The sequence below is a fragment of the Ensifer sp. SSB1 genome (assembly GCF_016652895.1).
Classification (GTDB): domain Bacteria; phylum Pseudomonadota; class Alphaproteobacteria; order Rhizobiales; family Rhizobiaceae; genus Ensifer.
The window spans coordinates 1-13,801 of sequence record NZ_JAEPRP010000089.1; the positions used below are offsets into that span (position 1 = coordinate 1).

Below are 13,801 nucleotides of genomic sequence, written 5' to 3' on the forward strand. Positions count from 1 at the left end.
AAAACATCGCGCTTGGTACGCAGAGCCTTTGGCGCCTGCGGCTTGACCGGGCCGCAGCGCGACGTCGCATCGCGCAATTGTCCGCTGATTTTGGCCTCGCCGTTGATCCCGCGGCTACCATATCCAGCCTTTCGGTCGGCGAACGTCAGCGCGTCGAGATCCTGAAGGCCCTTTATCGCGAGGGCCGCATCCTGATCCTGGACGAACCGACGGCCGTTTTAACCCCCGCCGAGACTGAGGTACTGTTCCGGACGCTGAAGCTGCTCGTCGCCAAGGGCCTGTCGATAATCTTTATCTCTCACAAATTAAATGAAGTCATGGCTGTCAGCGATCGCGTGTTGGTTCTGCGTTCCGGCCAGCTCGTCGGCGAGCGCGAAACAGGTACGACCGATCGCAAAGAACTGGCAGCTCTCATGGTAGGCCAGGAGGTCAAGCCAGCGAAGGTCAGCCCGCTGAGACTGGGAGCACCGCTGCTGGCACTCGAACAGGTCTCCGCAACGCCGTACAATGGCGCGGAGCTCGACCAAGTGTCGCTCACGCTTACAGCCGGAGAAATCACCGGCGTTGCCGGTGTTGCCGGTAACGGTCAGGCTGTCCTTGCTGCCCTCATCGCCGGCATACGGCGCCCAACCGGCGGCAGCATTTCCATCGCAGGGCAGCAAGTCTCCGACTGGTCGCCACGCGCGGCGCTCGCCCATGGCGTGGCCCGCGTACCGGAAGACCGCCACGCCGTCGGCAGCATCGGCGACATGAGCGTGACGGAGAATGTCATCGCCGAACGCTACCGAAGCCCTCGGTTCAGCCACATGGGCTTCCTGAACTGGAAGGCCGCCGGACGCTTTGCCGAGAAACTCATTGCCGACTACGACGTCAAATGCCCTTCGCCCGAAGCACGCATACGCCTACTCTCAGGCGGCAACATGCAGAAGCTCATCCTCGGCCGCGCCCTTGATGGCGACCCGGCGGTCATCCTGGCAAGTCAGCCAACACGCGGCCTCGATGTCGGCGCCGTCGCCTACGTTCACCGCATGCTGCTCTCAGCGCGAGATCGGGGTGCCGCGATATTGCTCATTTCGGAAGACCTCGAGGAAGTCCTGGCATTGTCCGACCGCATCTTCGTTATGTTCAAGGGGCGCCTTTCCACGCCCTCTGCAAGGGGCGAACGCAGCATTCGGGAACTGGGGGAACTGATGGCAGGCCACAGCGGGGAGCGCGGTGATCATGCGGCTTGAACCGAAACCCGCGCCGTCCTTGGCGATCACCTTGCTGTTTCCGCTGGCGGCCATAGGCACCACGCTGGTGCTGACGTCGATACTGGTTCTCGCCGCCGGCGCTTCCCCACTGTCCGTCTTCTATCTTGTGGCGAAGGGGGCGGCCGGCTCACAGTTCGCCTTCTTGGAGACCTTGACCCGGGCGACGCCACTCATCTTCACGGGTTTGGCGATCGCCGTCGCCTTTCGGGCAAAGCTCTGGAACATTGGCGCAGAAGCCCAACTCTACATCGGTGGCGTCGTCACCGTAGCGCTGGGAACCGGCGCACTACCCCTGCCTTCGGTCGTTCTCATCCCGGTAATCATGGTCGCCGTCATGGCCGCAGGCGCGTTGCTTCTGCTCGGCCCAGCCGTGCTGAAGACGCGTTTCGGCGTCGACGAGGTGGTCACCACGTTGCTGCTCAACTTCATCGTCCTGCTGTTCGTATCCATGCTACTCGAAGGTATACTCAAGGATCCGATGGGGCTCGGCTGGCCGCAATCGCAGAAGGTCATAGCCGAAGCACAACTGCCGCGCCTTATCCAGGGCAAGCGCCTGCACTATGGCTTCGTCATCGCCCTCGTTTCGGCCGTCCTCATTTGGGTCGTTATGAAAAAGACGGTTCTCGGCTACGAGATGCGCGCCGTCGGCCTCAATCCCGAGGGCGCTCGTTTTGTTGGCATTCTGGTCGACCGCACTCTGATGAAGACGGCGTTGCTTTCGGGGGGATTGGCCGCTCTTGCGGGTTTTTCCGAAGTCTCTGGGCTCAAGGGCAACCTGACGCTCGACCTGTCGCCGGGCTACGGCTACACCGGCATCGTCGTCGCCATGCTGGCCATGCTGAATCCGCTCGGTGTCATCGCCTCGGCCATCTTCGTCGCCGGCATCTTCGTCGGCGCCGATGCCATGAGCCGAGCGGCCAAGGTGCCGAGTTACATAGCCGACGTCATGGTCGCGACCTCGCTACTGACCATGGTTGTCGCGATCCTTCTGACGCGATTCCGGATCAGGTGGAGGTGACATGGACGCGCTCGAAATCCTCTTCACCGCCTCTTTTTGGGTTGCCGCAATCCGCATAGCATCCCCGCTGATCTTCGCGACCATGGGCGAGTTGATCTGCGAGCGCGCCGGCGTCCTTAACCTCGGCATCGAGGGGATCATGACGGCAGGCGCTTTCGCCGGCTGGTTTACCGTATATTCTGGCGGCGATCTTTGGGCCGGCTTGCTGGTCGCTGCCCTTTTCGGCGCCATGTTCGGCCTGCTGCATGCCACGCTCACGGTACCACTCGGCCTGTCGCAACACGTGGTCGGCATCGGTGTTACGCTGCTTGCCACGAGTCTTACTTACTTCATCTATCGTCTTGCGCTGCCCGAGGTGACGTCGCCGCCCAAAATCGAGCCGTTCCAGCCCCTGCCGATCCCGGGCTTGTCCAGCATTCCGGTCGTTGGCGAGGCACTGTTTACTCAGACACCACTGACCTATCTCGCATTCATGTCGGTCGCCGCCGTTGCCTGGATCCTCTATCGCACGCCCATCGGTCTCGCCGTTCGTGCCGCAGGCGAAAATCCGTCAGCGGTCGAAGCGCAGGGCATTTCGGTCACTGGCATTCGCATGGGCGCCGTCGTCGTTGGTAGCGCGCTGATGGCGGTCGGCGGCGCCTTTCTCACCACCTCGGCTTTCAACTCGTTCTTCTTCCAGATGATCAATGGACGCGGTTGGATTTGTATCGCACTGGTCGTCTTCGGCTCCTGGCGGCCAGGTAAGGCGCTGATCGGCGCCATCCTCTTCGCAGCCTTCGATGCCTATCAGGTTCGTCTGCAGCAGATATCCGGCGGCATCGTGCCCTATCAGGTTTTCCTGATGATGCCCTATGCGCTGTCGATCTTGGCGCTGATCCTGGTCGCACGTCGTGCTGCATATCCCAGAGCTTTGATGATCCCGTACCAGAAAGGCGAAAGATGAGCTTCGACCTGATCATAAAAGGGGGCACGCTGCCCGATGGAAACGTCGCCGACATCGGCATCAAGGGAGATAGAATCGCCGCGATCGACCCACGCATCGACGCGCAGGCTGGTCGTGTCATCGATGCCTCGGGCGACCTCGTCAGTCAGCCCTTTGTCGATCCCCATTTCCATATGGATGCAACGCTGTCCTACGGCCTGCCACGTATCAATGCCTCGGGTACGCTGCTCGAAGGCATCGCGCTGTGGGGCGAACTCAAGCCGCTCCTGACCCATGAAGCCGTCAAGGAGCGGGCGTTGGCTTATTGCGACTGGGCGGTCTCGATGGGCCTCCTCGCCATCCGCACGCATGTCGATACCTGCGACGACCGCCTTCTTGCGGTGGAAGCGCTGCTAGAGGTCAAGAAGGAGATCGCGCCCTACATCGACCTCCAGCTTGTCGCCTTCCCGCAGGACGGGTTCTATCGCTCGCCGAATGCGCGCGAAAACACCATCCGCGCCCTCGACATGGGCGTCGATATCGTTGGTGGTATTCCGCATTTCGAGCGGACCATGTCCGACGGCACGCGTTCCGTTACCGAACTTTGCGAGATCGCGGTCAAGCGCGGCTTGATGGTCGACTTGCACTGTGACGAGACCGACGACCCGTTGTCGCGCCATATCGAGCAGCTTGCCTATGAGACCCAGAGGCTCGGCCTGCAAGGCCGGGTGGCTGCCTCGCACCTTACCTCGATGCATTCGATGGATAACTACTATGTCTCGAAGCTGCTGCCGCTGATTGCGGAAGCCGACATCTCAGTGATCCCCAATCCACTCATAAACATCATGCTGCAAGGACGCCACGACACCTACCCTAAACGCCGTGGCCTCACGCGAGTGCCGGAGATGCTAAAGGCCGGCATCCGCACCGGCTGGGGTCAGGATTGCGTGCTCGATCCCTGGTATTCCCTCGGTACAGCCGATATGCTCGACGTCGCCTTCATGGGATTGCACGTCGCCCAGATGTCCTCGCCCGCAGACATGCGCACCTGCTTCGACATGGTCACCAAGATCAATGCCGAGATCATGGGACTTGATCATCTCGGCCTAGCCGTAGGCAAATCCGCAAGTCTTGTCGTGCTCGATGCGGGCAACCCCATCGAGGCGGTGCGCCTGCGCGCCGAACGGCTTTGTGTCGTGGCGAAGGGCAAGGTCGTGGCCGAACGCGAAAAGCGCGATACAGCCCTGTCCATCAAGGGCCGCCCCGCGACCATCAACCGCCGCCACATCGTGCCACGGCAATCGTGAGTTACGAATAGTTCGTCAGGCGAGCGGTCAAAGTAGCTCCGCCAGGATTCCTTCCGTGTTGGCCCCACAAGGCGTCCAAGAAGTCGAACAACGATGTCGGAGAAGAATTGGCTTCATCTAAAGCGGGAAATGAGTTAAGATTTAACCTACTCGATATGAGTGGCACCCATGTGTTTCCGGACGACGCGATCTTCGCTGTGAGACCGTCCGGCCACATTTCCCCGCCGGACTCTCAAAGGAGAGTCGCCATGTCGAAGCCATTGAAGAATGTACTGGAACCGTCAAACGAGGCGGATGCGCAACATGACGTCGCGGTCGCGGCGGCTGTGGAACTTGCAATGGAGTTTTACGGCTGCGACGCCGTGACCGCTGCGGCCAAGCGCGCATTCGAGGCCAGGGACCTCAATCGCGAAAGCCATTACCGGTTCTGGCTTCATATCTTCAAATCGCTGAAATCCGATCCACGCCTGATCAACGAAATCTGCCAGCCGGGGTGACGGAGCGGCTGCCTGTGGCAGCGCGCAACGCTCGGATTCATAGAGCTTGAGGCACTCAAGACCGAATCCGATGCAAGCCGTCCGCCAGCTCAGCGAATGCAACACGATTGATATGATTTCCGTATCAATGCCGGCAAATCAATATTGGAGATCGCAAGACTGGCGGGCGCAATGTCACCGAACCGACAACACCAACAAAGGGGATCGTCATGAGGTACACTGCGCTGTGCGCGCCCGCGATCGTATCAATGGGTTTGGCTGCGAACGGCCACGCCGAAACGCTCATCGTCAACAGCTATGGCGGGCCGTACGAAACCATCATTCGGGAGCGGATCATTGAGCCTTTCGAGGCCAGGTTCGGGATCAAGGTAATCTACGACGCCGTCGGTTCGGCCTCCCAGGATTACGCCAAGATCAAGGCCACCAACGGCCGCCCTGGCTTCGATGTCGTCGTAATGACCGCTTCCCAATCGCTCGAAGGGTGCAAGGAGGGCCTGCTTGAGGAATTCTCACCAGAGGAGGTTCCCAATCTTGAGCATCTGTCATCGGTGATTGCCGGCGTTGCTGGTCCCTGCGGCGCGGTTCACGAAGTGCAGTATCTCTCGCTTCTTTACCGGACGGACAAGCTGGCAGAGCGTCCGAATTCCTGGAACGCGCTCTTGGATGATGGCCTCAAGGGCAAGATCATCCTGCCGACATTCCAAAACGTGATGGCCGCCTACCTGATGGAGATCTTCTCGGTCGCCCATGGTGGAGATCTGCTCGAGAACGTCGATCCCGGCTTTGCCGCCATGGCCAAGCTCGCCAGGCAGTCGATCGGCTTTGAGCAATCATCCTCGGTCATGGAAACGTACCTCAAAGGGGGCGACGTCTGGGCGATGCCCTTCTGGAACGGGCGCGCGCAGCTGCTCGTCGATAGCGGTTTGCCGGTCGACTATGTTCTGCCGAAGGAAGGCTCGATCCCCTTGGTCGCGACCCTGAACGTGCCGAAGCACGCGGCGAACCGAGACGCCGCTCTCAAGTTCGTCAACTTCTTTCTCGAGAAATCCAGCCAGGAGGCATGGGTCACCGGCTACAAGGTCGGCAGCGGTAGGATCGACATCGAGGTGCCCGCCGATATCCGTGCCAAGCAGATCACCACCGAGGTGGATCTGAAGGCCCTTCTATTGCCCGATCTCGCTGCGGTCGCGACACGGCTCTCCGCCTGGGGCGAACGATGGGAACGTGATGTCGTCGCGGCGGCCAAGTGAGGTAGATCATGGCCGTCATAATTTGCTCCACTCCGACAAAGCCGCTGCGCGCTGTGTTCCCTGTCAAGGGACTTCTGCCGCTCATAGCCCCATCGCTCGTCCTGGTGCTCTTCTTCGCGATACCGATGGGCATGATGATCGGGATCAGCTTTCAAAGTCAAACGGAGGGCAGCCCGACACTTGCGAGCTATAGCCGCTTCTTCAGCAACGACCTGGTCCTTGCTGGCCTCACCCGCACCGTCGTGATGTCGGGCCTCGTTGCGGTCTGTGTAACCGTCCTAGCCTATCCCCTCGCCTACTATCTGGCACGCTCCACATCGCGCTGGCGAACGGTCATCTTCGCGCTTGCCATTGCGCCGGAATTGGCGGGGGTCGTGCTTCGCACCTATGGCTGGCTCATCATTCTCGAAGATCGCGGCTTCATCAATTCCGCGCTGATATGGACCGGATTGATCACGGAACCCTTGCCCTTGTCGAAGAACCTTTTCGGCGTCGTGGTTGGGCTTACTCACGTCATCCTGCCGTTTGGCGTGCTGTCGCTTCTGACGAGCCTCCAGGGTATCAACCCCAATCTGGAAAAATCTGCGCAAATTCTTGGCGCGTCACGTCTTGCTGTTATCCGGCACATCATCCTGCCGCTCTCCGTGCCGGGAATCGTAAGCTCTTTCTTGATTGGCTTCACCATGGCCGCAAGCGCATATGCAACCCCGGCCCTCCTTGGCGGCGCCGGCTTCAAAGTCATGGCCACAATGGTCTACGAGCAGGTGCTGTTCTATCTCGACTGGCCCTTCGCGGCGGTGATGGCGAACGTTCTGCTCATCCTGATGCTGGCCGCCGGCTTCATCGGATCCAGGCTGGAGTCGCGCCTCCACCAGAAACTTCACCTTTAATGTCGGGAGGCTCCAATGAACCGACTGCTCACATATCTGTTCAGGACGGCGCTTGCCGCCATTCTTGCCTTCATCACCCTTCCGCTGGTGGTCGTCGTCGCGGCCTCTTTCAGTCCAACTTCGGCCGTGACGTTCCTGCCAAGCGAATGGACCTTGCAATGGTACGCTGCGCTCTGGGACAGCCGTTGGCTCGATCCGTTTCTACTCAGCGTCGAACTTGCCGTCATCGTGTCACTCGCAAGCGGACTGCTCGGCGTCCTTGGAGCCTACAGCGTCGCCTACGCAAAATGTCCGGGGCACACCGCCATCATGGCGTTCCTCTTGTCGCCCATGTCGGTCCCACAAATCGTCAAGGGCGTGGCGGTCGTCCTGTTCCTGTCCTCGATTGGACTTTACGACATGCTGGGGACGCCCGGCCTTGTCATGGCTCACATCATCCTGACGTTGCCCTACGTCGTGCGCATGGCGGCCACCGCGATGTTCGGTTTCGACAAGCGGCTGGACCGCGCGGCACGCATACTGGGCGCCAGTATCACGCAGAGGATCCGATACGTGCTGTTGCCACTGATCCGCTCCGGCCTCTTCTCGGGGATGACCTTCGCCTTCATCATTTCCTTCAACAACATTCCGCTCTCCGTCTTCCTGGTCAGACCCGGTCAGACGACACTTCCGATTACCGTCATCAACCATCTCGAATACAGCCTCGATCCGGTGCTTGCGGCAGTGAATGTCGCGTCACTCCTCTTCATCCTTGGCGTAATCATCCTTTTCGAAAAGATCGGCGGCTTCTCCGCCCAGTTCCACGGGGGTAGCAAATGACCACCATCGATATTGAACTCCTTTCCGTCAGCAAGCACTTCGGTGCAAACCGCATCGTCGACGATATCAGCCTTGCCATCCCGAAGGGAAAATTCGTCAGCATTCTTGGTCCGTCCGGATGTGGCAAGACGACGACCCTGAACATGATCGCCGGATTTGAAGCGCCCTCGAGCGGGCAGATCCGAATTCGTGGCCGCGATCAGGAAGGCGTCCCGCCCGAAGCCCGGAAAATCGGACTGGTCTTCCAGAACTACGCACTCTTCCCGCATATGACGGTCGCCCAGAATGTCGGCTTCGGCCTAAAGATGCAGGGCCGGCCCCGCGAGGAAATCGCCGACGGTGTCTCACGAACCTTGAAAAGTGTCCATCTCGAGGGCTTTGAGGATCGGTATCCGAAGGAACTTTCGGGGGGGCAACAGCAACGGGTCGCGGTCGCTCGGGCGATTGCGCCCTCACCGTCGGTGCTGCTTCTCGATGAACCGCTCTCAAACCTTGACCTTAAGCTCCGGGAAGCGATGCGCGTCGAACTGAAAGAGATCCAGGAAGATCTCGGCATGACCTTCATCTATGTCACACATGACCAGGAAGAGGCGATGGCCATGTCCGACCGGATTATCGTCATGCAGGGCGGAGTGGTCGCGCAGGAAGGAGCGCCTGCGGATATCTACGCCCGCCCGAGGACCTCGTTCGTTGCGGACTTCATCGGCAAGTCCAATATTCTCCCGGCATCCGCAGAGAACGGGAGCGATCGGAACCTGAAGGTATCCCTCGGCGCAGGAAAGGCGGTGCTCACAGCCACGCGGGGAGACGACGTCGCTCCTGACAATGTGCGCTTCTGCTGTATCAGACCGGAGGCCGTCAGGCTCGCAGATGCGGCAGGGGCCCTCGACGAACCTGTAAACCGCCTGACAGGCACCATCCAAAAGGTCGTCAATCTGGGTGCCTATCTCGAGGCCTGGATGCTCGTCGATGGCGGGATCACCTTGAAGTCCATGATCCGCTCGACCCGCATCGAGAAGCTCTCGGCCGGCTGCCGCGTAGACCTCGCCATCGCCCATTCCGCTGTCCAACTACTGGAGCAATAGTGATATTCATTGCTTTTCGTTATCAATGCGAAAGAATTGATATTGGAATGTCGATTTATCACTCCGCTAAGCTCTATGTGATCCCGAGCCCGGGATCTTCCCACACGGAGGCGAAAGACACACATGAAAACAAGAGTTTCGGCAATCCAGAATGACTGCAACGTCTACGCAGATATCGTCGGGTTCGATTTCTCCGACTACAACGACGCGGACATTGCGGCGGTTCGATCCTACTGGCTGCAGTATGGCGTCATTCGCTTTCGGGCGACCGATATCACAGACCAGCAGCAGGTCGACTTTTCCCGTCACTTCGGGGATTTCGTCATCCATCCCAAGCAATTGCAGGAAGGCGGACACCCGAACCATCGCGAAATCCTGGTGATCAGCAATGTGATGAAGGACGGCAAGCCGAGCGGCGCGCTCGGCAACAGCGAAGCGACGTGGCACACGGACACATGGTTCTACGAGCGCCCGCCTGCCGGCGCCATCCTCAGGGCGATCGAGGTTCCCCCTTCCGGCGGCGACACGTATTTTCTGTCGACCTACCAGGCTTTCGAAACGCTCCCCGAGGAGCTGCGCAGGGCTGTTGAGGGGCGGCAGATCTTCTTCCAGAACGTCTACGACAAGACGGGCAAGTTGCGCCTCGGGAAAGGCGAACCGACGAGCGCGGATTTTCGCGAATGGAGCGGCGTCGTTCATCCGCTGGTCAGAACCCACGGCGAGACGGGCCGCAAAGCGCTTTATCTTGGTGGGACGTCGGACTGGGCGTGGGTCGTCGGCATGCCGCTCGATGAAAGCAACGACCTGATCTCAAGGCTTTGGGAGCACACCACCAACACGCCTGAAGTCTTCGTCCAGAAATGGAGCGTGGGCGACATCGTGATGTGGGATAACCGTTGCACGATGCACCGGCGCGATTCATTCGACCCGAACACGATCCGGATTATGCATCGGACGACGACATCCGGTGAGCGCCCGGTCTGATTTGTGAACCACAGGGCAGATCGGAGTCTCATCGATGTCCCAGCCTTACAAGATTGAAAAACAGCCGGAAGCGATCCCGGACGCACTGCGAACCCTGCTCGAGGGAGTCGAAACCGCAACCATCGGCCACTTCGAATATCTTGGATTTGTTGGGGCAGGAATTGCGCCAGTCTTTCCGGTCAAGGCAATTGGAACGGCAGTCACGGTCGCCGCGCCAGGCCGCGATGGAGCCGTCATCTATACGGCAATCGATCTGCTCCGCCCGGGAGATGTTCTCGTCATCTCCCGGGTCGACCGGGACGACGTTGCCTGCGTCGGCGGCGGTGTCGTTGCTGCAGCCCGAGCGCGTGGCGCCGTCGCCATTATCGTCGATGGTCCTTGCACCGACATCGAGGAGATCCGCGCCAGCCGGTTCCCGGTCTGGTGTCGCGGAGTCTCGTCCAAGACGACCAGCCGCCGGCACCAGATCGGTGGCGCGATCAATGTCCCGATCGCCTGCGGCGGGGCGGCCGTGCTGCCTGGGCATGCGGTCCTGGCAGATACGGAGGGTGTCTTCGTTGCCGATCCCTCCGATATGCGTCGCATCGCCGACGTCGCCCTCGAGCGCCAACAGCGCTCCCTTAAGCTCCGGCCCTACCTTGAGGCCGGCCATTCCATCTTCGAACTGGATCGGATCGTATAATGAAGATTTCCCTCGTCCAGATGAACTCCCAGCTCGACCGCGACAGCAATTTGCGCGCGGCCGAGAACCTGATGCTGCAGGCAATCGCACGCGATACACCGGATCTCATCGTTCTCCCGGAACATTTCGACTGGTCCGGCGGCACGGTGGCGGAGAAACTGGCGGCGGCTGATCATATGCCGGGCGGCGACGCCTATCGCATGTTGCAGGCGTTCGCCGCCCGGCAAAAGGTCTGGATCCACGGCGGCAGCTTGCTCGAAAGGGTCGATGGAAGTTCGAAGATCTACAACACAACGGTCGTCTTTGATCCAGAAGGTAACGAGGTCGGCCGCTACCGCAAAGTTCACCTGTTCGACATCGAGGCGCCAGATGGCAAGATGTATCGAGAATCCGCCACCGTTGCGCCTGGAGAAAGCCTGTTCGTCTACGAATCCGGCGGTTTCAGGATCGGCTGTGCGATCTGCTACGACCTTCGCTTCCCCCGGCTCTTTGATGCGCTTGCAGACGCCGGCGTCGATGTGGTCATTCTGCCCGCGGCCTTCACGTTACAGACGGGAAAGGACCACTGGGAAGTGCTCTGCCGTGCACGCGCGATCGAGCACCAGGTCTATTTCGTCGCCTGTGGTCAGTGGGGAGGCTACACGGCAGCGGACGGAGATCGCCGTTTCACCTACGGCAACTCTCTCGTCTGCGACCCCTGGGGACAGGTCATAGCCCGCGCCGTCGATCAGGTCGGCGTGGTTTCCGCACACCTCGATCTCGACCGTGTGGCAGCAGTTCGCAAGCTCATTCCCGCCGCGTCGCACAAGGTTTCGTTTGTTGATCAGGCACGCGTCAACCGAGGTTGCAGCCGCAGCGAGCGTTGCAATTCCTCCTGCAGTTCGCCGGTGCAGACCTTCGGGGCACCAATTTCTTCTACGGCGTCGACTCATAAACTTTGGCACCATATTCTTGTTGCGACGAGCTTTACGGCGGCGAGGTAGTTTTCCGGGCGCTTGTCATATCGGGTTGCGATGCCTCGGAACTGCTTGATCCTGTTGAAGAACCGTTCCACGAGATTGCGTTGCCGATAGACCCAGCGCGAAAACACGAAGGAGCCCTTGCGATTACTCTTCGGCGGGATGTTGGCCCAGGCCTTTCGCTCGGCGGCCTTGGCCCGAATGGCATTCGTGTCATAACCCTTGTCGGCCAGCAGGATGTCCCCCTCGCCAAGCTCCTCCGTCAGCGCGTCGGCTTCGGCACAATCGGCGATCTGTCCACCAGTCAGACGCAGATTGACCGGGCGACCTTCGGCATCGACGAGCGCGTGGATTTTGCTCGTAAGCCCGCCGCGGGAACGTCCCATGCCACCATCGTCTCCATCCCTTTTTTTCCCGTGGCCGCGTGCTGGTGAACGCGGACACAGGTCGAGTCGATCATGACGATGTCGCCATCGTAGGCCTTGGACACCGCTTCAAGAAGCCGATCCCATACCCCGGCTTTGCGCCAGCGGACGAAGCGGTTGTAACAGGTCGTCGGCGGGCCATAGCGTTCCGGAACTTCCGCCCAAGGCGAGCCCGTTCGAAACCGCCAGAGGATGCCATTCAGTACCCGCCGATCATCAACGCGGGCAACGCCGCGTGGCTTGTTGGGCAACAACGGCGATATGATCGACCATTCGTGGTCAGTCAGTTCGTAGCGACGACGCGTCATCAAATGCTTCCTTATTTCGAAGCCTTGAATCACGGCGGCCGATAAATGCCAAGAAATTTTATGAGTTTACGCTGTAGTAGCACGTAGACAACGCTCCCCTGAAAATGGATCGCCAATCGCCATCATCGGGTAATCGGACACCAGATATGACCGCTTTCATCACGCAAACGCTCGGCAGCTATATCGCCGAGGAAGCACTCACTCGTGTTCCAGGCGACGTCATCGACAAGGGCAAGCTCTGCCTCCTGGACTCCCTTGGCTGCCTGTTTGGCGGGCATAAGCTGCCGATGGCTGGCATGCTGGAGGTACTGCGGACGGACAAGGTCGCACCCTCCTCCGGCGGACCTGGCAGTGGCTGTGCCGAACCGGCGGCTGCCGCCTTCGTCAAGGCAGCTTTGATCAATGCGCTCGACTTCGACGACATCTACGAGAAGGGCCATCCCGGAGCCACGGTGATTGCGGCAGCCTTATCGGTCGCTGAGCACATGAAGTCTTCAGGCACAGAATTCCTTGAGGCCGTGATCATCGGCTATGAGGTGAGTTGCCGCGTTGGCATCTCACTTGCTCACGTCCAGCCCAGAAAGGCCATTCACGGCCATGGGACTTGGCAGATATTCGGTGCAGCAGCCGCGGCCGCGAGACTCATGCGTCTCGACGCCGGACGAGCGGCGCATGCGATCGCGATCGCTGCTGCGAATGCGCCAGTGGCGTCCGTCATGAAGACCGTCTACGGAGGCACGCCTTCGATGGCGAAGAACAACTTCGGCATGGCCGCGCAAATGGGCGTCTTGGCCGCGCGCCTTGCCGCTGCCGGCTACGAGGGGCCTTTGGATGTCTTCGAGGGTGAGACGGGTTTCTGGCGGATGGCGGGCGCCGACGAGTGCCGTTTCGATAAATTGACCAAAGGTTTGGGGGCCTCCTACGAAATTCTCCGGGTTGGCTTCAAGCCATTCAGTTGCTGCCGGCTCATCCAAAGCAGTGTCCAGGTCAGCCGCGACGTCGTCCGGATGGCCGGCATTGATCCCGCCGACGGCTTGCATGCCAAGCTGGTCGTGACCGCGCCTCCGATCGTGTGCGAACCGCCATTTAGCAAAGTGCGTCCACGGGACATGTGGGCAGCACAGTTCAGCGCACCGCACGCCATAGCCATGGCCGTATTCGGCGTCGAGCCCGGTCCCGACTGGTTCGTGGATGATTGGCTTCATGACGAGATCGCCGGGCGGTTTCAAGACAGTATCGAGCTCAGGCCACATACCAGCCACGCCTCGCATCGAGGCGCTCACGCCGCAAGCGCTTGGTTACAGTTGCGCGACGGGCAAAGTTTCGAAAGGCACGTGGACGTTGCGGAGGGAGAGGCAAGTAACCCCATGCCGAAATCGGCTCTCGAGGGTAAGTTCTTGCG

The 13,801-nt window shown here is 60.1% G+C and carries 14 protein-coding genes; 13 read left to right on the plus strand and 1 reads right to left on the minus strand.

All coding sequences use genetic code 11. The features are described from left to right. The 12 genes from I8N66_RS21330 to I8N66_RS21385 form a co-directional block, all read left to right on the plus strand. Nucleotides 1–1,232: ATP-binding cassette domain-containing protein (locus I8N66_RS21330; protein ID WP_291157374.1), on the plus strand; the 1,232-nt coding region annotated here is incomplete at its 5' end. Continuing rightward, on the plus strand, nucleotides 1,222–2,271 hold the full coding sequence (locus tag I8N66_RS21335; protein WP_223729053.1) for an ABC transporter permease: 1,050 nt from the start codon (nucleotides 1,222–1,224) through the stop codon (nucleotides 2,269–2,271). The genes I8N66_RS21330 and I8N66_RS21335, both read left to right, overlap by 11 nt. Nucleotide 2,272: 1 nt before the next feature. Continuing rightward, nucleotides 2,273–3,214: an ABC transporter permease gene (locus tag I8N66_RS21340; RefSeq protein ID WP_223729054.1), complete on the plus strand. Its 942-nt coding sequence runs from the start codon at nucleotides 2,273–2,275 to the stop codon at nucleotides 3,212–3,214. After that, nucleotides 3,211–4,500 (plus strand): amidohydrolase family protein, encoded by a 1,290-nt coding sequence (locus I8N66_RS21345; RefSeq protein WP_291157379.1) that lies wholly within the window; start codon nucleotides 3,211–3,213, stop codon nucleotides 4,498–4,500. Before I8N66_RS21340 ends, I8N66_RS21345 begins: the two co-directional genes overlap by 4 nt. Nucleotides 4,501–4,607: 107 nt before the next feature. Beyond that, on the plus strand, nucleotides 4,608–4,997 hold the full coding sequence (locus tag I8N66_RS21350; protein ID WP_291157381.1) for a hypothetical protein: 390 nt from the start codon (nucleotides 4,608–4,610) through the stop codon (nucleotides 4,995–4,997). Between the two features lie 248 nt (nucleotides 4,998–5,245). Next, nucleotides 5,246–6,247 carry an ABC transporter substrate-binding protein gene (locus tag I8N66_RS21355; RefSeq protein WP_291157417.1) on the plus strand — a complete coding sequence of 334 codons (1,002 nt, stop codon included), beginning with the start codon at nucleotides 5,246–5,248 and terminating at the stop codon, nucleotides 6,245–6,247. A gap of 125 nt (nucleotides 6,248–6,372) precedes the next feature. Next, the gene (locus I8N66_RS21360; protein WP_291157419.1) at nucleotides 6,373–7,137 is read left to right on the plus strand and encodes an ABC transporter permease; all 765 of its coding nucleotides are present in this window, start codon (nucleotides 6,373–6,375) and stop codon (nucleotides 7,135–7,137) included. Nucleotides 7,138–7,152: 15 nt separating this feature from the next. Beyond that, entirely contained in the window at nucleotides 7,153–7,956 is an 804-nt protein-coding gene (locus I8N66_RS21365) for an ABC transporter permease (RefSeq protein ID WP_291157384.1), read from the plus strand. Next, complete coding sequence (locus I8N66_RS21370) at nucleotides 7,953–9,041, plus strand: ABC transporter ATP-binding protein (protein WP_291157386.1); 1,089 nt, start codon at nucleotides 7,953–7,955, stop codon at nucleotides 9,039–9,041. The genes I8N66_RS21365 and I8N66_RS21370 overlap by 4 nt, the downstream gene beginning before the upstream one ends. A gap of 123 nt (nucleotides 9,042–9,164) precedes the next feature. Then, nucleotides 9,165–10,025 carry a TauD/TfdA family dioxygenase gene (locus I8N66_RS21375; protein WP_291157388.1) on the plus strand — a complete coding sequence of 287 codons (861 nt, stop codon included), beginning with the start codon at nucleotides 9,165–9,167 and terminating at the stop codon, nucleotides 10,023–10,025. A gap of 34 nt (nucleotides 10,026–10,059) precedes the next feature. Further along, a complete protein-coding gene (locus I8N66_RS21380; RefSeq protein WP_291157390.1) occupies nucleotides 10,060–10,707 on the plus strand; it encodes an RraA family protein in 648 nt (215 codons plus the stop codon). Beyond that, a complete protein-coding gene (locus I8N66_RS21385; protein WP_291157392.1) occupies nucleotides 10,707–11,690 on the plus strand; it encodes a carbon-nitrogen hydrolase family protein in 984 nt (327 codons plus the stop codon). Before I8N66_RS21380 ends, I8N66_RS21385 begins: the two co-directional genes overlap by 1 nt. Here the strand turns inward: I8N66_RS21385 and I8N66_RS21390 are convergent. Then, nucleotides 11,636–12,399 (minus strand): IS5 family transposase gene (locus I8N66_RS21390; protein ID WP_291157394.1). Its coding sequence is split into 2 segments (ribosomal slippage): nucleotides 11,636–12,072 and nucleotides 12,072–12,399, totalling 765 coding nucleotides; the frame shifts between segments, so codons are not numbered across the junction. The genes I8N66_RS21385 and I8N66_RS21390 overlap by 55 nt on opposite strands. 146 nt (nucleotides 12,400–12,545) lie before the next feature. On the opposite strand from I8N66_RS21390, the gene I8N66_RS21395 reads away from it, so the two are divergent. Next, nucleotides 12,546–13,801, plus strand: a 1,256-nt coding sequence (locus I8N66_RS21395) for an MmgE/PrpD family protein (RefSeq protein WP_291157396.1), incomplete at its 3' end; no start/stop codon positions are given.

Bases quoted from the DNA above. Each gene is read 5' to 3' on its own strand.
- I8N66_RS21335 (WP_223729053.1), top strand. From the start codon at position 1,222: ATGCGGCTTGAACCGAAACCCGCGCCGTCCTTGGCGATCACCTTGCTG.
- I8N66_RS21340 (WP_223729054.1), top strand. From the start codon at position 2,273: ATGGACGCGCTCGAAATCCTCTTCACCGCCTCTTTTTGGGTTGCCGCA.
- I8N66_RS21345 (WP_291157379.1), top strand. From the start codon at position 3,211: ATGAGCTTCGACCTGATCATAAAAGGGGGCACGCTGCCCGATGGAAAC.
- I8N66_RS21355 (WP_291157417.1), top strand. From the start codon at position 5,246: ATGGGTTTGGCTGCGAACGGCCACGCCGAAACGCTCATCGTCAACAGC.
- I8N66_RS21360 (WP_291157419.1), top strand. From the start codon at position 6,373: ATGGGCATGATGATCGGGATCAGCTTTCAAAGTCAAACGGAGGGCAGC.
- I8N66_RS21365 (WP_291157384.1), top strand. From the start codon at position 7,153: ATGAACCGACTGCTCACATATCTGTTCAGGACGGCGCTTGCCGCCATT.
- I8N66_RS21370 (WP_291157386.1), top strand. From the start codon at position 7,953: ATGACCACCATCGATATTGAACTCCTTTCCGTCAGCAAGCACTTCGGT.
- I8N66_RS21375 (WP_291157388.1), top strand. From the start codon at position 9,165: ATGAAAACAAGAGTTTCGGCAATCCAGAATGACTGCAACGTCTACGCA.
- I8N66_RS21380 (WP_291157390.1), top strand. From the start codon at position 10,060: ATGTCCCAGCCTTACAAGATTGAAAAACAGCCGGAAGCGATCCCGGAC.
- I8N66_RS21385 (WP_291157392.1), top strand. From the start codon at position 10,707: ATGAAGATTTCCCTCGTCCAGATGAACTCCCAGCTCGACCGCGACAGC.